This window comes from Vibrio sp. 10N.222.47.A9 (assembly GCF_963872585.1).
Lineage (GTDB): Bacteria > Pseudomonadota > Gammaproteobacteria > Enterobacterales > Vibrionaceae > Vibrio > Vibrio splendidus.
Map to the genome: position 1 here is coordinate 65248 of NZ_CAWNBB010000041.1, position 19635 is coordinate 84882.

General features: G+C 44.7%; 20 protein-coding genes. 14 read left to right on the plus strand and 6 right to left on the minus strand.

What is annotated here, in order from left to right; genetic code table 11:
• The first annotated feature begins 502 nt into the window (after positions 1-502).
• The 3 genes from AACT19_RS12435 to AACT19_RS12445 are packed head-to-tail and all read left to right on the plus strand — an operon-like array spanning position 503 to position 3225.
• On the plus strand, positions 503-724 hold the full coding sequence (locus tag AACT19_RS12435; RefSeq protein WP_004734203.1) for a FeoA family protein: 222 nt from the start codon (positions 503-505) through the stop codon (positions 722-724).
• A complete protein-coding gene (gene feoB, locus AACT19_RS12440; RefSeq protein ID WP_004734202.1) occupies positions 725-2998 on the plus strand; it encodes a Fe(2+) transporter permease subunit FeoB in 2274 nt (757 codons plus the stop codon). It begins immediately after the preceding gene.
• Entirely contained in the window at positions 2995-3225 is a 231-nt protein-coding gene (locus AACT19_RS12445; protein ID WP_076646498.1) for a FeoC-like transcriptional regulator, read from the plus strand. The genes feoB and AACT19_RS12445 overlap by 4 nt, the downstream gene beginning before the upstream one ends.
• A gap of 136 nt (positions 3226-3361) precedes the next feature.
• Here the strand turns inward: AACT19_RS12445 and AACT19_RS12450 are convergent, their stop codons facing one another.
• Together AACT19_RS12450 and argS are read right to left on the minus strand one after the other, a co-directional pair.
• Positions 3362-3790, minus strand: coding sequence for an HIT family protein (locus AACT19_RS12450; protein ID WP_017088030.1), 429 nt, complete (start codon positions 3788-3790; stop codon positions 3362-3364).
• 106 nt (positions 3791-3896) lie between these two features.
• Positions 3897-5630, minus strand: coding sequence for an arginine--tRNA ligase (gene argS / locus AACT19_RS12455; protein ID WP_017088029.1), 1734 nt, complete (start codon positions 5628-5630; stop codon positions 3897-3899).
• 349 nt (positions 5631-5979) lie between these two features.
• Between argS and AACT19_RS12460 the strand changes: the two genes are divergently transcribed.
• Positions 5980-6576 carry a VOC family protein gene (locus AACT19_RS12460; protein WP_076646500.1) on the plus strand — a complete coding sequence of 199 codons (597 nt, stop codon included), beginning with the start codon at positions 5980-5982 and terminating at the stop codon, positions 6574-6576.
• A gap of 312 nt (positions 6577-6888) precedes the next feature.
• Here the strand turns inward: AACT19_RS12460 and purU are convergent, their stop codons facing one another.
• On the minus strand, positions 6889-7722 hold the full coding sequence (purU, locus tag AACT19_RS12465; RefSeq protein ID WP_017093523.1) for a formyltetrahydrofolate deformylase: 834 nt from the start codon (positions 7720-7722) through the stop codon (positions 6889-6891).
• Positions 7723-8004: 282 nt separating this feature from the next.
• Between purU and AACT19_RS12470 the strand changes: the two genes are divergently transcribed.
• The 8 genes from AACT19_RS12470 to rnd all read left to right on the plus strand — a co-directional run bounded on the left by AACT19_RS12470 (position 8005) and on the right by rnd (position 16120).
• Complete coding sequence (locus AACT19_RS12470) at positions 8005-8205, plus strand: hypothetical protein (protein ID WP_065606287.1); 201 nt, start codon at positions 8005-8007, stop codon at positions 8203-8205.
• A gap of 160 nt (positions 8206-8365) precedes the next feature.
• Positions 8366-10294 carry an ATP-dependent DNA helicase gene (locus tag AACT19_RS12475; protein WP_076646502.1) on the plus strand — a complete coding sequence of 643 codons (1929 nt, stop codon included), beginning with the start codon at positions 8366-8368 and terminating at the stop codon, positions 10292-10294.
• A 59-nt stretch (positions 10295-10353) separates the two neighbouring features.
• Complete coding sequence (gene tsaB / locus AACT19_RS12480) at positions 10354-11055, plus strand: tRNA (adenosine(37)-N6)-threonylcarbamoyltransferase complex dimerization subunit type 1 TsaB (protein ID WP_017079483.1); 702 nt, start codon at positions 10354-10356, stop codon at positions 11053-11055.
• A gap of 91 nt (positions 11056-11146) precedes the next feature.
• Positions 11147-11452: a hypothetical protein gene (locus AACT19_RS12485; protein WP_004734193.1), complete on the plus strand. Its 306-nt coding sequence runs from the start codon at positions 11147-11149 to the stop codon at positions 11450-11452.
• Positions 11453-11491: 39 nt separating this feature from the next.
• The gene (locus AACT19_RS12490; protein ID WP_004734192.1) at positions 11492-12052 is read left to right on the plus strand and encodes a Slp family lipoprotein; all 561 of its coding nucleotides are present in this window, start codon (positions 11492-11494) and stop codon (positions 12050-12052) included.
• 47 nt (positions 12053-12099) lie between these two features.
• Positions 12100-13056: an alpha/beta hydrolase gene (locus tag AACT19_RS12495; protein ID WP_076646504.1), complete on the plus strand. Its 957-nt coding sequence runs from the start codon at positions 12100-12102 to the stop codon at positions 13054-13056.
• Positions 13057-13162: 106 nt separating this feature from the next.
• Complete coding sequence (gene fadD, locus AACT19_RS12500) at positions 13163-14857, plus strand: long-chain-fatty-acid--CoA ligase FadD (protein WP_004734190.1); 1695 nt, start codon at positions 13163-13165, stop codon at positions 14855-14857.
• A 144-nt stretch (positions 14858-15001) separates the two neighbouring features.
• The gene (rnd, locus tag AACT19_RS12505; RefSeq protein ID WP_032500282.1) at positions 15002-16120 is read left to right on the plus strand and encodes a ribonuclease D; all 1119 of its coding nucleotides are present in this window, start codon (positions 15002-15004) and stop codon (positions 16118-16120) included.
• Positions 16121-16239: 119 nt separating this feature from the next.
• Here rnd and minE read toward each other — a convergent pair whose 3' ends face one another.
• From minE to minC, 3 genes are read right to left on the minus strand one after another with little or no spacing between them, the layout of a single operon-like run.
• Positions 16240-16503 (minus strand): cell division topological specificity factor MinE, encoded by a 264-nt coding sequence (minE, locus tag AACT19_RS12510; RefSeq protein ID WP_010436847.1) that lies wholly within the window; start codon positions 16501-16503, stop codon positions 16240-16242.
• Between the two features lie 6 nt (positions 16504-16509).
• Positions 16510-17322 (minus strand): septum site-determining protein MinD, encoded by an 813-nt coding sequence (minD, locus tag AACT19_RS12515; RefSeq protein ID WP_009848498.1) that lies wholly within the window; start codon positions 17320-17322, stop codon positions 16510-16512.
• Positions 17323-17343: 21 nt separating this feature from the next.
• On the minus strand, positions 17344-18006 hold the full coding sequence (gene minC / locus AACT19_RS12520) for a septum site-determining protein MinC (protein WP_017084080.1): 663 nt from the start codon (positions 18004-18006) through the stop codon (positions 17344-17346).
• Positions 18007-18227: 221 nt separating this feature from the next.
• On the opposite strand from minC, the gene AACT19_RS12525 reads away from it, so the two are divergent.
• Both AACT19_RS12525 and AACT19_RS12530 read left to right on the plus strand, forming a co-directional pair.
• Complete coding sequence (locus tag AACT19_RS12525; protein ID WP_017084079.1) at positions 18228-18518, plus strand: YcgL domain-containing protein; 291 nt, start codon at positions 18228-18230, stop codon at positions 18516-18518.
• 30 nt (positions 18519-18548) lie between these two features.
• The gene (locus AACT19_RS12530) at positions 18549-19547 is read left to right on the plus strand and encodes a lytic murein transglycosylase (RefSeq protein WP_076646506.1); all 999 of its coding nucleotides are present in this window, start codon (positions 18549-18551) and stop codon (positions 19545-19547) included.
• Positions 19548-19635 lie beyond the last annotated feature (88 nt).

Sequence of the window (19635 nt, forward strand, 5' to 3'; positions counted from 1 at the left end):
CGAGATACGAGATACGAGATAGAGAGCTGTGGGGAGTTTAAAAGGCTGTTGGGATAAAAAAAGGAAGAAAAAAAATATCGTGGTATAGCCGGGGGGACTATACCACGGGTGCCAAGGACACCTTCGCTTGCTGCCGGAGTGATATGGCAAGCCACATCACCTCTGGAATAAAATTAAAGAGAAGTAGTTTCTCTTCGTTGGAGTAACTATACGTCTGCCCACTTATTTTACTTATAAAATTAACGACAGATGGCCATGAGAAAACCGACATTATTTTAAGTTATTGATAATTAATAATTTATGTTGGTTTTTCTTGATTGGTACTAGTGAGGTAGTTCTCGTTGTTTGTTGAAAGTAACGTTTTTGACGTAAACGTTTTTAACGAAATTTACGAGTATGTATTTTCGAAAACATTGATTTCACACAATAGAATTGTGGTCATGTATGTGTATCATGGCGGTAATAACAATCTTTCTCATTATCAGTCACGAATTGGGCATTTATGAAACTCTCACAACTCGAGCAAGGAAAAGCGGCTTCTATTGTTGCACTAACAGGCTTAACACCAGACGTTAGAAAAAAACTTATGGTTATGGGCATGTTGCCAAAAACTGAGGTGACGCTAATCCGTCGTGCGCCGATGGGTGATCCACTTCAAGTGGAGGTGAGAGGTGTTTCTATCGCCATTCGTGAAAGCATTGCAGAACAAATCGAGGTTATCTAAATGGATTATCAAGTTCTTACCGTTGGTAACCCAAATAGTGGTAAAACAACATTATTTAACGCCTTAACTGGTGCTAAGCAGCACGTTGGTAACTGGGTTGGTGTAACCGTAGAAAAGAAGACGGGTTTGTATTCGCACGCTGGTGATCAGTTTCAGCTAACGGATTTACCGGGTATCTACGCACTAGACAGTGGTAATGATGCGAACAGCATCGATGAATCTATCGCGTCTCGTGCTGTGCTAACTCACCCTGCAGATGTGATCATCAATGTTGTAGATGCAAGCTGTCTAGAACGAAGCTTATACATGACATTACAATTACGAGAGTTGGGTCGCCCAATGATCGTTGTATTGAACAAGATGGATGTATTAAAGCGTGAGCGTCAGGTGATTAACCTTAAAGCGCTAGAGAAAGAGCTTGGCTGTCCAGTTTTAAGCTTGTCTGCAAACGACAAAGGCCAAGTTGCACGTTTTAAAGAGCGTCTACATAAACTCCTTGTTCAAGGTGTGAGTCTTGATCCTATCTCTATTGATTACGATGCCGCGTTAGAAGCTCTTATCCCTTCTGTTGAGTCACAATTTGATGATGCTGATGTATCTCACCGAGCTCTGGCTATTCGAGCTTTAGAAAATGATTACTTAGTCTTGAACGGATTGGCTCCTCAAACTCGCACTCAAATTGACAGTGTGCGCCTAGGCGCCGATTTCGATATTGACCTTGCTGTTGCTGACGCTAAATACACTTTCTTACATGACCTTTGTAAACGTGTTCGTCGCAGTGAAGGGAAACTAAGCCGTAACTTTACTGAGAAAGCAGACCAATTCATTTTGAATAAATGGGTCGGTATTCCTTTCTTCTTCGTCATCATGTACCTAATGTTCATGTTCTCTATCAATATCGGTAGTGCGTTTATCGACTTCTTTGATATTGGTGTTGGCGCAATATTAGTTGATGGTGGACACCATTTATTAGATGGCCATTTACCGGTTTGGCTAGTTACCATTCTTGCCGATGGCATCGGCGGTGGTATTCAAACGGTTGCGACCTTTATTCCGGTTATTGCCGCGCTTTACTTGTTCTTAGCGGTATTAGAAAGCTCGGGTTACATGGCTCGTGCTGCATTTGTACTTGATAAAGTGATGCAGAAGATTGGCTTACCGGGCAAAGCGTTTGTTCCGTTAGTACTTGGTTTTGGTTGTAACGTACCTTCAATCATGGCAACTCGTACTCTTGACCAAGAGCGTGAACGTAAACTGGCAGCATCAATGGCACCGTTTATGTCATGTGGTGCGCGTTTGCCGGTATACGCACTATTCGCAGCTGCGTTTTTCCCTGGTGCCGGACAAAATGTAGTATTCGCTCTGTACATCATGGGTATTGTTGCTTCTGTATTTACGGGCTTATTCCTTAAAAATACTATCTATCCTGGTAGCAGTGATAGCTTGGTTATGGAAATGCCGGATTACGAGTTGCCGACCGTGCAAAATGTGATGTTGAAAACTTGGCAGAAGCTGAAACGTTTCGTGCTTGGCGCAGGTAAAACCATCGTTATGGTTGTGGCTATTCTTAGCTTCCTGAACTCATTAGGTATGGACGGCAGTTTTGGTAACGAAGACAGCGAAAGCTCAGTGCTATCTAAAGCGGCTCAAGTTGTGACTCCAGTGTTCCAACCTATTGGTATTACTGAAGAGAACTGGCCTGCAACGGTTGGTATTATTACGGGTATTTTTGCGAAAGAAGCCGTTGTTGGTACATTAAACAGCTTGTACACCACGCCATCAGATGAAGAAGCGGCTGAATTCGATTTAGCAGCAAGCTTGCAAGAAGCCGTCATGACCATCCCTGAAAACCTAGCTGGTTTGAGCTATTCAGATCCATTAGGGATTGAAGTGGGCGACTTGTCTGACTCAAGCTCTGTGGCTGCGGATCAAGAGGTTGATACTTCGATCTTTGGTAACTTGAAAGACAAGTTTGTATCAGGCCACGCTGCGTTTGCTTACTTAATTCTTATCCTGCTTTACACACCTTGTGTTGCTGCGATGGGTGCTTATGTTCGTGAGTTTGGTCAGACGTTTGCCCGCTTCATTGCGGTATGGACAATGGCTCTTGGTTACTTCGGCGCAACCTTCTACTACCAAGCAGCAAACTTTGCTGTACACCCAGTAAGTAGTGCTGTGTGGATGGTGGCAATTGCTGGTGGCTTTGTGGTGACGTATCGCGTCTTCAAGAAAATCGGCAGTAAGCAAAAAGCGTTAGAGGTGCAAGTAGTATGATTTTAACTGAACTTCATCAATACATCGATAACGAAGGTGTCGCTGCTCGTAGTGAACTCGCGTCTAAGTTTGGAATGAGCGAAGACGGTGTCGATGCGATGCTGAGTTTTTGGGTCAAGAAAGGGAAAGTTTCCCGCTTGGTCGATACCAACAAGCATGGCCATACAACACGTATTCGTTACACCATCAGCAAACAAGATGGTCTGTCACTGAATGTGATGATGTAGTTCAGAGCTTCATACTCTCGTTGAAAACGACGAGATTAGACAATAAAAAGCCGCTCACCTATTTTAGATGAGCGGCTTTTTGTCATGTGTCTATTCTGAACAGCCTTGCTTTAATGCGTAGTGAGATGAACTCGAATTACGCTTTCTTAAAGATAGAGCTCAGCGATAAAACGTTTTGAATACGAGTATGGATTGCGGCTTGTTGTTCTTCACTGCGCTGTTCGCCTTTGGTGTTGCCCCATACTGGACCTGGCCACGCGATGTCGTCTTTGAAACGTGCAATATGGTGAATGTGTAGTTGTGGCACCATGTTACCCAGCGCGCCTAGGTTTAACTTGTCTGGTTGGAACGTTGCTTCTAATGCTTGGCTTACCGCTTGAGACTCAAGCAAGAACTGCTGTTGTTCTTTCATTGGTAGATGGTGCAGTTCTTTTAGGTTGGCACGTTTTGGTACCAAGATAACCCAAGGCACTGCGCTGTCTTTGCTTAGCAGTGCCAAGCTTAGTGGAAATTCGCCGATAAGCGTGGTGTCTTTTGCTAACTGAGGGTGAAGTTCAAAGCTCATTATTATTATCCATTTCGATTTCTTGAATTCAGTATACGTTAGATAAAAAAAAAGGTTGATGCTCTCACATCAACCTTTGTATTTATTCATTGTAACCCGAAGGGAATTACATGCGCTCTAGAGTTTCGATACCTAGAAGAGACAGACCTTGCTTGATAGTCTTAGCTGTCAGTGCAGCAAGCTTCAGGCGGCTCTGTTTAACGGTTTCATCTTCAGCCACAAGGATAGGGCACGCTTCGTAGAAGCTAGAGAATTGACCAGCAAGTTCGAACAGGTAGCTACACATGATGTGCGGTTGACCTTCACGAGCAACAGACTGTACCGCTTCTTCAAATTGCAGAAGTTTCGCGATAAGGGCTTTCTCTTTCTCTTCAGTGATTTTGATTTCACCTTCAAGAGAGTCCATAGAAATGCCTGCTTTAGCAAAGATTGAAGCGACACGAGTGTATGCGTACTGCATGTACGGTGCTGTGTTACCTTCAAATGCCAGCATGTTTTCCCAGTCGAACACGTAATCAGTGGTACGGTGCTTAGAAAGGTCTGCGTATTTAACAGCCGCCATTGCAACTGTGTTCGCGATGGTTTTCTTCTCGTCTTCTGCTAGCTCAGGGTTTTTAGATTCAATCAGCTGAGTTGCACGCACTTCTGCTTCGTCCAGAAGATCAGCAAGACGTACTGTACCGCCTGCACGAGTTTTAAATGGCTTACCATCTTTACCTAGCATCATGCCGAACGCGTGGTGCTCAAGAGAGACAGACTCAGGAACATAACCCGCTTTACGAACGATAGTCCAAGCTTGCATTAGATGTTGGTGCTGACGAGAGTCAATGAAGTAAAGTACGCGGTCTGCGCCCAGTTCTTCAAAACGGTATTTAGCACAGGCAATATCGGTGGTGGTGTATAGGAAGCCACCGTCACGTTTTTGCACGATAACGCCCATTGGGTCGCCATCTTTGTTTTTGTATTCGTCTAGGAATACAACTTGTGCGCCGTCAGACTCTTTTGCTAGACCTTGTGTTTGTAGGTCAGAAACGATGTTTGAAAGCATATGGTTGTACATACTTTCACCCATTACATCATCACGTGTCAGTGATACGTTCAGGCGATCGTAGTTACGTTGGTTTTGAACCATGGTTACGTCAACCAGCTTTTTCCACATTTCAGCGCAGTATTCGTCGCCGCTTTGCAGTTTCACTACGTAGCCACGTGCTTTCACTGCGAATTCTTCGTCTTCGTCGTAAAGCTTTTTAGATTCACGGTAGAACTGCTCAAGATCTGAAAGTTCCATTGAAACTTCGCCAGTTTCAGCTTGGATGCGCTCAAGGTTTGCGATAAGCATACCGAATTGAGTACCCCAGTCACCAATGTGGTTAGCACGGATAACTTTGTGGCCTAAGAACTCTAGTGTACGAACAACAGCATCACCGATGATCGTTGAACGTAGGTGACCAACGTGCATTTCTTTTGCAACGTTTGGTGCTGAGTAGTCAGCAACAATTGTTTGCGCTTCAGCCGCTGTAACGCCAAGGCGAGAATCAGCCAGTGCTGCGTCTGCTTGTTGTGCTAGGAATGCTTCATCTAGGAAGATGTTTAGGAAACCTGGACCTGCGATTTCAACTTTAGAAGCGATACCGTCTAGGTTTAGAACGTCCAATACTTTTTGAGCAAATTCTCGAGGGTTAGTGCCTAGTCGTTTAGCAACGCCCATAACGCCGTTTGCTTGGTAGTCACCAAATTGTGGTTTTGCAGATTGGCGAACAGCCGCAGGAGAGCCTGCAGGTGCGCCAGCGGCTTCTAGAGCCTGAGATACTTTGTCATTAATCAGTGCTTGGATATTCACACGCGTTTCCTTCAATTCAAGGATGAATAAGAGTGGCCGTTATTTCGTGGGTATTAAATTTGGTTAATTATGCTTCGAGTTAACGATTTAATGCCGAAATGAACAACAGACTCTGTTTAAGTTCACAAAAATGGCGTTAATCATACCAATTTTGTGGGGTTTCTTATAGGTCGAATTGATAGAAAATTAACATTTCCTGAGGGGTTTTTGACAATCGACTTTGACCAAGCCAGGTTTGTCTATTTAGGAAAGTAAGACACCGTACTTTTTGAACGTTTTTTGTAAAAGCAACGCTTGTTGCTGAAAGTAAAACTGATACCATGCAGCCATTATTTGGAGAACAAAGACAATGACGATGAGCCTGAAGCAAGCCGAACTAGAACCACAACAAATGATTGCGCGCCTTGATACGTTTATGGCGAAAATTGAGAACCTAGGAAATGCACTGGGTTTAGATTTAAGCTTTGCTCAAGCGGATCATATTGCATTAAGAATTAATGAAACTGAGCTTGCGAAATCAGCACATCTGGCTTGGTCTGAATATGGCTCTACAATTTCAGAAGCGATGATCAATGGCCGTCCAATTGTGGTGTTGGCTTTCGATGAGCCATTGCAAAGCCTTGGTTGGAAGATTGAGTGCTTAGAGTTGCCATATCCAGCAGAAGGTAAAATTTATCCAAGCCAAGATTGGGAACATGTCGAGTTTGTGATTCCTTCTCACGCGCAAACTGCCGAACAGTATCTAGCGGATCTTAAAGAAACTTACCCGCAGTTCGCTGCTAAGTTTGAAACTTTGGCAGAGCAAGGCGTTAAGATAAAACTCTCTAGCCCGAAAGGCGAGGGTGAACGTTTGAATAACCCAACGGTGGCTTTTAAACATCAAGGCATTTGTATTAAGCTGCATCCACACTCTTTGAAGAAAATTGTTGAGTCAGAACAGGCTTAATTTGAGCAGAGAATAGCTGGGATAGATTCCTGATCTCGCCTAGGCTCGTCGGAATGACGGGGTGTTTGATGGTATTGGCCAGAGTCATCTTTGGATGCTGACAGACTGAGCGTTCGAGGGCGTATGTTAGAGCCTATAGCTAGAAGATTCATCACCGAGTTCGTCATTCCCGATAGCGACGAAAGAGCGTAGTCGGGAATCTCATAAAGCTAGTCAGATCATCAGATACAAAAAACGCGCAATGGGTTAACCCTGTTGCGCGTTTTTTATTGGGTTCTAACTGGAAGTCTTACCGGAAATCGAACCTCCGACCTACAGAATCACAGTCTTGTTACCGTAAACAAACACGTGATCATTGATCACTTTGTTTAAAGCCTTACTCAACACGTTCTTCTCTACGTCACGACCCGCTTGAGCCATGTCTTTCGCGCTGAAGTTGTGATCCACTGGAATCACGTCTTGCTTGATGATTGGGCCTTCATCGAGATCGTTTGTCACGAAGTGCGCGGTTGCGCCAATGATTTTTACGCCGCGCTCATATGCTTGTTGGTATGGTTTAGCACCAATGAATGCTGGCAAGAAGCTGTGGTGAATGTTGATAATTTTGTGGTTGTACTTCTCAACAAACCCCGGAGTCAGCACTCGCATGTATTTAGCAAGCACCAGATAGTCCGCCTCGTACTGGTCAATCACTTCAAGCATCTTCTTCTCATGTTCTTCACGGTTTAATCCTTCGTGAGAAACATGATGATAAGGAATATCAAAACGCTCGGTTAAGCTTTGCAGAGTATCGTAGTTGCCAACCACCGCCGCGATTTCGACATCTAAGCTGCCATCAAAGTTCTTCATCAGAATATCGCCAAGGCAGTGAGCTTCTTTAGTCACGAGTATCACGACACGCTTACGAGAAGAGCCCATCAGCTTACGTTTCGCATTCTCTGGCAATGCTTGGTCTAAATCGGCAAGCAAGGTTTCGTCATTGAAGTAACCCTCTAGCTCGGTACGCATAAAGAAGTGACCACTAGTGTTATCAACGAACTCATTGTTGTGAATAATATTGAGTTGGTGCTTGTAACAAATGTTGGTGATCTTAGAGATGAGGCCTGGGGCGTCAGTACAATGTGTTAATAAAGTTTTTCTTTCCATTTGCATCTTACTTCCATGAATGTTGCACTTTTTTATATGCAATCGGGATTCTTCAAATTTAATGCAGGCCGTCGAACGGTGAACTGAGCCGCAATATCACCGTTATAATTAATCTATTATCAATTTGGTTTCAACAAAATCTACCGTTCATTTAGGGGATTAATAAATAGAGAGGCTTAATAAATTTAGGTAGAGGTTAGATTTCTGACGGTTTTAACCGATATTCTCGGTCAAGTTCCACTAGAGCGAGCCAACATTTCAGCCATGCATAGGTGATCATTTATGGATAAAGAGTTACTAGCGAAAAAGTTGTATTGTAAGCGTGTAAATTCATTAGTGGGTGATGTTCAGGTGGACGACAACGTTCTTGATGAAATGTGGGAAAGCAAAGCTTCTCCGACTGATGCTGCTAAAGCTATGCAACCAAGTGATTCCGGTTTTTCTGGTGCGCCTTGGTTATCTCGTTACTTGAATCGCAAGTAGTTAAACAACCCCTTCATTTGTTTTGGGCTAGGTTGGTTAACAAGACTTAGCCTGCTATGTTCTATTCGATAGACACCTCCGGTGTGCAGTCATTTCTGATTCGCACCGGCTCACTAAACCTGCCATAATTCGCCTTCTATTTTTCTAAACCACGTACTCTATGATATCTAAAACGTTTTCTGCTGATGGTGCTCTGGGTAAAGCGATCCCTGGGTTTCAACCACGACAAGCTCAGTTGGACATGGCTGAGGCGGTCTCACAGGCCATTGAGCAACAAAGCCAATTGGTTGTTGAGGCAGGGACGGGTACCGGCAAGACGTTTGCTTACCTAGTACCGGCACTGCTGAGTGGTAAGAAAACTATTATCAGTACGGGGTCGAAAAACCTTCAAGAGCAGTTGTTTCATCGTGATTTACCATTAATGGTCGATGTGCTTGGTTTTTATGGTCAGGTTGCTCTGCTGAAAGGTCGCTCAAACTATTTGTGTTTAGACAGGCTCAGTCGCCAGATGATCGAAAGTCATGGCACTCATACCGATCCAACGCTGTTAGCTCAGTTGGTGAAAGTGCGCAGCTGGTCTTCGGCGACTCAAACTGGTGACTTAGGCGATTGCGATGATATTGCTGAAGATAGCCCAGTTATTCCAACCATTACCTCGACTAACGAAAACTGCTTAGGCAAAGAATGCCCGAGCTACACTGATTGCTTTGTGCTTAAGGCGCGTAAAAAAGCGATGGATTCGGATGTTGTCGTAGTAAACCACCATCTATTCCTCGCGGATTTAGCGATCAAAGAAACCGGGTTTGGTGAGCTGATACCTGAAGCCGATGTGTTTATCTTCGATGAAGCGCATCAACTTCCCGATATCGCCAGTCAGTATTTCGGACAATCAGTATCAAGCCGACAAATCCAAGAACTAGCCAAAGACATTGAAATCGCTTACCGCACTGAAGCCAAAGACATGCGGCAGCTGCAAAAGGTTGGCGAGAGGCTCATTCAATCAGCCGCCGATTTACGCATTGTGCTCGGCGACACCGGCTTTCGTGGTAACTGGCGTGAAGCATTGAAGTCAGAGTCGATTGCAAGAGAGCTCGTGCGTTTACAAGATGCGTTGCAACTGGCTGTGGATGTATTGAAATTAGCGTTGGGTCGAAGTCAGTTGTTAGACACGGCTTTCGAGCGTGCAACCATGATTAAGTCGCGTATCGAACGTGTGTGTGATGTGTCGATTACCGGTTATTCCTATTGGTATGACACCACGCCACGCCACTTTGCTTTGCACATCACGCCTCTTTCGGTTGCGGATAAATTCCATGAACAAATCGAGCTTAAACCGGGTGCTTGGGTGTTTACTTCAGCAACGCTAGCGGTGTCGGATGATTTCGACCATTTCACCTCTCGACTCGGGTTAAAACCGTCAGCACAGTTTTCACTGCCAAGCCCGTTTGACTATCCAAATCAGGCGCGTTTGTGTGTACCTCGCTATCTTCCCGAACCAAATAGCCCGGGCTTAGCGGATAAGCTAGTAAGAATGTTGACCCCTGTGATTGAGCAAAACCAAGGTCGCTGTTTCTTCTTGTGCACCTCACACAGCATGATGAAAGAGTTGGGGGAACGATTCCGTGAAACGCTCTCGGTTCCAGTTCTGTTACAAGGTGAGACAAGTAAGCAAAAAACCTTAGCCGAATTCATGGAATTAGGTAACGCATTGCTGGTGGCCACTGGCGCCTTCTGGGAAGGTATAGATGTTAGGGGCGACGCATTAAGCTGTGTTATCATCGATAAATTGCCCTTTACCGCCCCAGACGACCCGTTACTTAAGGCTCGAATCGAGGACTGTAAGTTAAAAGGGGGTGATCCTTTTGCACAAGTACAGTTACCAGACGCAGTGATTACCTTGAAACAAGGTGTTGGCCGATTAATACGTGATAAACGTGATAATGGCGCTTTGATTATTTGCGATAACCGCTTGGTGACCCGCGATTACGGTGGTGTATTTTTGGCGAGTTTACCGCCTATCCCACGTACCCGTGACTTAGGGATCATTAAAGAATTCTTAGCTAAAGACCATTCAACCGCTGCTGAGTAATTGGCATTGTTGAGCTTAGCCATTATTTTTAGATTAGATAACGAATATTTGAGACACGAATGAGCGCGAAAATTCTTGCAGTAGATACCGCAACTGAAAACTGTTCAGTTGCACTAGTAATGGGTGACCAGGTGTTCGCACGTAGCGAAGAGGCTCCTCGAGACCATACGAAAAAAATTCTACCTATGGTTGATGAAGTACTGAAAGAAGCGAATGTCGCTTTAACCGATATCGACGCAATCGCGTTTGGCCAAGGCCCAGGCAGTTTCACGGGTGTGCGTATTGGTATCGGTATTGCTCAAGGCTTGGCTTTTGGTGCTGATTTACCGATGATCGGTGTATCTACACTGGCAGCGATGGCGCAAGGCAGCTACCGTAAATTTGGTGAAACTCACGTAGCTACAGCGATTGATGCTCGCATGAGTGAAGTATATTGGGCTCGTTACAGCCGTGAAGACGATGGTCGTTGGACTGCGGTTGATGCGGAATGTGTCACGCCTCCAAGCGAATTGGCTGCGCAGCTTGAAGTGGATTCTGAGACATGGGCAAAAGTCGGCACCGGTTGGGAAGCGTATGCAGAGCACATGGACACACTAGCGATTAACACCAAAGCGTGTGAAGTCCTGTTTCCAGAAGCTCAAGACATGGCGTTCCTTGCTCAATTTGCTTATGCAGAAGGTAAAGCGGTTGCAGCAGAAGAGTCTGAGCCTGTTTATCTTCGTGATAAAGTGACGTGGAAAAAACTGCCAGGTCGAGAGTAAATACGTATTATTTTGGCTTTGCATTCACTTTGCAGAGCCAAAATAAAAACAGATACACAATCATTAACATCAGGTAATAAACTCTTTAAGCATGGTTTCACTAAACGGCTTACCTCCTTCTTCGATAGGCAATACATCCAAAACCAATCGAACCAACAAAAAGAACGAGGTAAAAAAAGGCGATGCAAAAACCTCAGTTGGTCAGCCAACTAAGGTCGCGAATGCTGTCTCGCATTCGATTCGCCAAGTCAAAGAATCTGAGATCCACAAAGCTCAGGTTCAATATGATCTTCCAGAAGGGCGTGGACGACGTGCGATGGAGGAGTATATGGACGTGATGAATCAAGCTAAAAAAGAGGAACTTGCGAAGCTTATTGGGGTCGATATTTATATCTAGCTTTGTGCTTTCATTTATCCTTTTCTAAGGACCAGCATTATGTTTTCTCTCATTTCTAAATCTCGCTTATTTTTCCTTGTCGCCTTCTCTTCGATGGTGATGGGTTGCTCATCTCTACCAGAAGAACTTAATGCAAACTCTGAACAGGTGGTAACTGACTACCAAGAGTGGGTAAACACAGTGCCAGACGCTGGTGACGTTCGTTTAGGTGGTGTGATAGCTAAAGTCACTAACTTACAAGATAAGACTCGTGTTGAAGTGGTTAACTTACCTATCTCAAGTAACGGTAAACCAGATATTGATGCCGAGCCAAAAGGGCGTTTTGTTGGTTACATTGATGGCTATGTAGAACCTTTGAGCTTTGCTGAAGGCCGTTTAATCACCTTGGTTGGAACATCAAGTGGTACTGAAGATGGCACCGTTGGTGATTACCCTTATACCTTCCCAGTAATGAATGTCTACAACCAACGTTTATGGCAGATCACCGAGCGAGTGGTCATCAACGACTTTGCGCCAACCTATTACTCTTGCCGCAGTTTGCATTGTCGCAGCTTTCAAACCATGCCTAAGTCAGGCCGTGTGATTCAAGATGTGGAATAGTCGAACCTGAAATCGACACACTAAACGATAGGGACACCATACAATCAATGATTGAAAAGTCATATTCCCTTGCGAGCGGGACGCTTGCAACACAACAGATTGGCAACTCAAAAACGACCGCAACGACGGTCGTTTTTATTCATGGTTGGCTAGATAATTCTGCAAGTTTCACTCAGGTTATGCCGCAAATAGCCAAGCTTTCTCCAGATACTCACCTCGTTGCTATCGATCTCTTCGGACACGGTTTCTCGTCGCATAAACCGGGGAGTTATTACCCATTTCACGACTATATTGATGATTTGCATCAGTTGGTGACTAAATTATCGCCAAACAGACTGGTACTGGTAGGACATTCACTTGGTGCATTGATCGCAAGTTGCTATAGTGCCGCCTTTCCTGAAAAGGTGTCAGGATTAATTCAAATTGAAGGTCACGGACCTCTTTCTGAAGCTCCCCACGAAACAGTCTCTCGTTTGAGAGATGGGGTACTCAGTCGTCTTCGACAGCGAAGAAAGCCTTCACGTCCTCTGGCAAGTCTTGAGGATGCTATTAAGCTGAGAGCTCACGCCAATCAAATCAAAGCAGAACTTATTGCTCCTATTGTTGAACGAGGAATCGTTGAGCTAAGTACTGTTGATCGAACTGTTGTTGCTAAAGCTGTTTTTGATCAAGCGACTGTAGATCAAGTTGCTCTTAGTCAAGCGACTGTAGATCAAGGTATTGCCGAGTTCGATAACTCTTGGCAATGGCGATGCGACCCTAACCTAAAATGTGACTCGTTATATCGAATGTCACAAGCGCATGCTGAAGCGATCATGGCGGCTATTGAATGCCCTCAATTAATAGTTTTAGGAAATGATGGATTCCGGCATTTGCAGCATAATCGCTACAAATCAGCCCATAGTTCTCTGAATATAGAGACTGTTCCTGGCGGACATCATTGCCATTTAGAGAGCCCAGAGCTAGTTTCAAAGCTAATTCTTGGTGTAGTTAACAAAATTTAAACAAGTGTTTGAGCCTTTTAGTGCTCATGCACTAAAGCTGTGCTGTAATACCGCAATGATAAAAAGCGGCGAAGCAGTCGTCAGCTGATAAACGAGGAGTAACATAGTGGACAAACCTTGGCTTTCACGTTATCCAAGTGACGTACCAGAGACGATCAACCCAGATCAGTACCCATCTCTTATTGAAATGTTCGAACAGTCGGTACAGAAGTACGCAGACCAACCAGCATTCGAGAACATGGGGTCTATCATGACATTCCGTAAGCTTGAAGAGCGCAGTCGTGCTTTTGCTGCTTACTTGCAGAATGATCTAAAACTGAAGAAAGGCGATCGTGTCGCGCTTATGATGCCAAACTTGCTGCAATACCCAATTGCACTCTTTGGTGTATTGCGTGCAGGTATGATTGCAGTGAACGTCAACCCACTGTACACGCCTCGTGAACTTGAACATCAATTGAATGACTCTGGCGCAAAGGCGATTGTTATCGTTTCTAACTTTGCGAGCACGCTAGAAAAAGTCGTTGATAAAACTCCGGTTAAACATGTTGTGCTAACCAGCTTGGGGCAAATGCTGCCACGAGCGAAAGGTACGATTGTCGACTTCGTAGTGAAATACGTAAAAGGCATGGTGCCGAAGTACGACCTGCCGGGTGCTATCTCATTTCGAAAAGCACTGCACAAAGGCCGTCGCCTACAGTACGTGAAGCCATTTATGGCGGGCGATGACATCGCATTCCTACAGTACACCGGTGGTACAACGGGCGTAGCGAAGGGCGCAATCCTAACGCACCGCAACATGATTGCGAACGTACTTCAAGCGAAAGGGGCATATAGCCCAGTACTGCAAGAAGGTCGCGAATTAGTCGTAACGGCATTGCCGCTTTACCACGTGTTCGCACTGACTGTGAACTGCTTACTGTTTGTTGAGATGGGTGGTCGTAACCTTCTGATTACTAACCCTCGTGACATTCCTGGCTTTATTAAAGAGCTGCAAAAGGTTCCGTTTACCGCGATTACTGGCGTAAACACCTTATTCAATGCGCTAGTCAATAACGAAGATTTCCATGAGTTGGATTTCAGTAATATGCGTTTATCTGTTGGCGGTGGTATGGCGGTTCAACGCGCTGTTGCTGAGCAATGGAAGAAAGCGACAGGTGTCCATCTACTTGAAGGCTATGGTTTAACCGAGTGTGCTCCTCTGGTAACAGGTAACCCATACGATCTAAAAGACTACACGGGTGCAATCGGCCTACCAGTACCATCAACAGAAGTTCGTATTGTTGATGATGAAGGTAAAGTGGTTGGTAATGACCAAGTGGGTGAATTGCAGGTTCGTGGTCCTCAAGTGATGCAAGGCTACTGGCAACGTCCAGAAGCGACCAAAGAAGTGATCGACCAAGATGGTTGGTTATCGACTGGTGATATCGTTAAGTTTGATGACGAAGGCTTGTTGTACATCGTAGACCGTAAGAAAGACATGATTCTAGTATCGGGCTTCAACGTTTACCCGAACGAGATCGAAGACGTAGTGGCTCTGCATGGCAAAGTGTTAGAAGTTGCGGCTATCGGCCAACCTCATGAGGTGTCTGGTGAGCTGGTTAAGATTTACGTTGTGAAACGTGACCCTAGCCTAACCAAAGAAGACATTATCGCGCACTGCCGTGAACACCTAACTGGCTACAAGATCCCTAAATTGATTGAGTTCCGTGAAGAACTACCAAAAACCAATGTAGGTAAGATCTTGCGCCGAGTGCTTCGTGAAGAAAACGACGCAGAGCTTGCCAAACGCGCAAGCGAGTAACTAGCTCATTTACGAGAAGATGATGCACCACAAGCCATAGCAGCGCTTAATCTAAGCGAGCGCTGAAAAATGGTGTTAGAATGCCGACAGTTAATGTCGGCATTTTTGTATCCGGCGATCAAAGTAAAATCAGTGAGAGTTTTTGTGGATTATCAAATCATTACCCAAGTTAAAGACCTTGAGCGAGTTTGCCAACAAGCACGTGAAGCCGATGTTGTTATGCTTGATACAGAGTTCGTTCGTACAAGAACCTATTACCCTCAATTAGGCTTAATTCAGTTATTTGATGGTGAAACGCTGTCACTGATTGATCCTATTGCTCTTGATGAAATGACCCCGTTTGTTGGGCTGTTGAAAGACACTTCAGTACTGAAAGTGTTGCACGCGTGTGGCGAAGATCTAGAAGTATTCCAGAACGCATTTGGCTGTACGCCAACACCAATGGTTGATACGCAGATCATGGCAGCCTTCTTAGGTCATGGTCTTTCAACTGGCTTTGCGGCTCTAGTTTCTGAGTTTGTAGGTGTTGACCTAGATAAGAGTGAATCTCGAACCGACTGGCTAGCGCGTCCGCTTTCTCAAAAGCAACTCGACTACGCAGCAGCAGACGTTCACTACTTGATGCCAATGTACAACAAGCTTCTAGAAAAAGTGATGGAAGCGGGCTGGTGGGAAGCGGCGCAACAAGAGTCTGATTTACAAGTGGCTAAGCGCATCCGCAAAGCAAACCCAGATAACGCTTACCTTGATATTAAAGGCGCGTGGCAGCTAAAGCCTCAGCAGCTAGCTATTTTAAGACCGCTAGCAACTTGGCGTTTAAAAGAAGCGATTAAGCGTGACTTAGCGCTGAACTTTGTCTTTAAAGAGCAAGACTTATGGGCAGTAGCGCGTTTTGCGATGAAAGATCCTAAGCATATGGAGCAGGAAGGGTTTGATTACCGTTCTGTGCGTCGCCATGGTGCGAAGATCAGCTCAATCGTGAAATTAGCTGAGCATACGCCAGAAGAAGAGTACCCAGCGCCAGTAGAACGTCTAATGGACTACCCAGGTTACAAGCAACTCTTCAAAGTGCTGAAAGATGAAGTGAAAACTGCATCACAACACAGTGGTTTAGCGACTGAGTTTTTGGCATCGAAGAAGCAACTTAACCAAGTGCTAAGCTGGATTTGGAAGTACGATCGTAACCCAGAGAAGCTGCCTGATGTAATGCAAGGTTGGCGCTTAGACGTGGTTGGCGAGAAGTTAAACAAAGCAATTAAGTAACTGTATATCTGTATCTGCAGTAAGCAACGAATGCTTTAGAGATAAAAGTTTCAGACACAAAAAAGAGAGCCTAGGCTCTCTTTTTTATTGAATATTGATAAGCACAGCTCAGGCTCTAGTTATCGATCTTCTTCTGGAAGCTTAACGTTCAGCTCTAATACGGAGATGTCGTCATCTTTGTGTTCGAAAGTCAGATCAACCATTGATGGATCGACTTCCACATACTTCGCAATACACTTCAAGATGTCTTCTTTCAGTTGCGGTAAGTATGATGGTGCAGGGTCGTCATGGCTGCGTCGCTCGGCAACAATGATCTGCAAACGCTCTTTGGCTAGGTTTGCGGTTGTCTTTTTCTGTGGTCTAAAAAACTCTAATAATGACATTGCGTATTAGCCCCCGAACAGTCTTTTGAAGATGCCTTTCTTCTGTTCCGTTAAGAAACGGAAGTCCACTTGGCTACCCAGTAGTCGCTCTACAGTATCATTGTAAGCCATACCTGCGTCGGTTGCTTCGTCAAAGATAACTGGCACACCCTTGTTCGATGCGTTCAGTACTGCCTGGCTCTCTGGAATCACGCCCAGTAGAGAGATGTGCAGGATTTCTTCAACGTCTTCCACACTGAGCATCTCACCTTGAGTTACGCGTGCTGGATTGTAGCGAGTCAGTAGAAGGTGTGTTTTCACTGGCTCTAAGCCGTCTTCTGAACGACGAGATTTAGAGTCAAGAATACCTAGAATACGGTCTGAGTCGCGTACAGAAGAGACTTCAGGGTTAGTCGTCACAATCGCTTCATCAGCGAAATACAACGCCATCAGAGCGCCTTGCTCGATACCCGCAGGAGAATCACAGATGATGAAATCAAAGCCCATTTCATCCAATTCATCAAACACACGACGAACGCCATCTTTTGTTAGTGCGTCTTTATCACGAGTTTGAGAAGCAGGAAGAATGAACAGGTTCTCTGTACGCTTGTCTTTGATCATCGCTTGGTTCAGCGTCGCTTCACCATTGATAACATTAACGAAGTCGTACACAACACGACGCTCACAACCCATGATTAAATCTAGGTTACGCAGACCGATATCAAAGTCGATGACTGCGGTTTTCTTCCCTTTTAAAGCCAGACCCGAGGCAATAGCTGCACTGGAGGTCGTTTTGCCTACCCCGCCTTTACCCGATGTTACAACGATAATGCGTGCCATTCTGTTTTCCTTTTATTTCTCTTATATTGCGAGGACATCAACGTGTAATACATCGTTTGCCATACTGAACATGGTTTTCTTCTGCCAGTACTCGCTTTCAATTTGATCGCTGAGCCAGTAATTTCCTGCAATGGAAACCAGCTCGGCTTGTAAATCATTACAAATTATTTTTGCTTCAGTTTGACCACTTGCACCTGCAATTGCACGACCGCGTAGCGTGCCATGAATATGGATGCTGCCATCGGCAATCACTTCTGCGCCCGCGCTTACGTGGCTAAGAATCAGCAAATCACCGTCTTTGGCATACACTTGCTGACCAGAACGTATCGGGGTTCTCACCACCTTTATCGGGGCCATCTTCGCCGGAGCTTGAGAAGGAGATTTACTTGCTGTCATCACGGCAAAACCTGCATCTCTGGCTAGGTTTTGCATGCGTTTATCTGAACAGCCAGCCACACCAACCGGGATCATGCCCGCTTGAGATATACCATTTTTCAGTTGCACGAAATCTATATCGCCCGCGACTTTGCTAATGTTGATAACAACAGGCGCAGCTGCGAAAAAAGTGGGTGCCTGGTCTACCTTCTCTTGAAGAAAAGACACTGCATTTTCGACTTGATCATCGGATAAGTGCAAAACAGATAGCGTGAAACTGCTACCTTTTAGATCTGGGTTACTAGACATCGAAAAACTACAGGACCTCAATAGCGGATTGGTACAATTTCTTTATCAATAAAATAAAGGGCATTGCCTGAAACTAGGTTTATCATGTTATATTCCCAAACCAAGCACAGCAAGTAATCTTGTTGTCAAATGAACGTTTTGTTCCCAATATTTCCCTAACATAAACTATTGATCTCGCAAGTGAGAGTTTTGTAGTCATAAACATTTAAAAAAGGTTTGTCATGCTGTGTTCTATATATAAAAGTTCAAAGAAAGAAGGAACATACCTTTATATCCCTAAGAAGGATGATTTTTCACAAGTTCCTGACGCATTGATGCAAATGTTTGGTAAACCTAGTTTTGTAATGGTAATTAAAATGGACGGCCGTAAACTGGCTCAAGTGAACATCGATAAAGTGAGAGAATCACTGAACACCGATGGTTTCTTTTTGCAGGTTCCGCCACCACCAGTTAACGAACTTGAGCTTCATAAAGAGCGTAAAGCTCAAAAAAAAGGTCAAGACGAAGAGTGATAGCCACCTCAATTCAAGGAGGAGTGATCGTTGAGTAAATTTTCGAAAACCATATTGGCTGTGTCGGCATTACTATTGGGTAATAGCCTGACCATTGGCTCAGTTCAAGCTGAAGAGCTTAGCTTTGAGCAATATGTAGAAAAACTAAAGCAACAAGGTCGTGAAGAAGGTATTTCTGAAGCGATCATTGATGAAGCTTTTGATGGTGTGACGTTTAAGCCAAGAGCGGTAAAAGCCGACAAAAACCAACCTGAAAAGAAACTGACTCTGGATGAATACATTCCACGTGCGGTTCCTGACTGGAAAGTGAAGCAGGCGAGATCACTCTATAAGAAACACTACACAGCGTTAAAGCGTATTGGTGATGAATATGGTGTTCAACCAAGATTCATTGTCGCTCTATGGGGTGTAGAGAGTAATTTTGGTAAGTTCACGGGGAATTACAGTGTTATTGATGCTCTAACAACCATGGCTTATGAAGGTCGCAGAGAAGCCTTCTTCCGTAGCGAAGCGATGGCGGCATTGAAGATTCTTGATCAAGGCCATATTGCACCAAAAGAGATGAAAGGCTCTTGGGCTGGTGCGATGGGTCAACCTCAGTTTATGCCTAGCTCATTCTTAGCTTACGCCGCTGATGGCAGTGGTGATGGCAAGAAAGATATTTGGGGTACCGAAGAAGACGTGTTTGCTTCGGCGGCTAATTATCTCAGTCAATCGGGTTGGGATGACAAATATACTTGGGGGCGTCAGGTTCACGTTCCATCAACCGTGTCTATTGAGATGCAAGGTCGAGACGAAGACAAAGCGAAATACCTAAAAGAGTGGTCTGAACTTGGTATTAAGCGTTATGACGATCGCCCACTGCCTACACTTGATCAAGACATCAAAGCTTGGTTGATAATGCCGGACGATGAAACGGGTCGTTCGTACCTCATTTACAACAACTACAATGTGTTAATGAAGTGGAATCGTTCTTACTACTTTGCTTTGGCTGTCAGCCACCTAGCCGATAGAATTAAGTTTGATTAATTGACCTCATTTGATTACTAGACTTAATCTGATTAATAGAACTAGGTCGCTTTGAATAGCATTTAGCCTACTATAGGCAGAACAGATT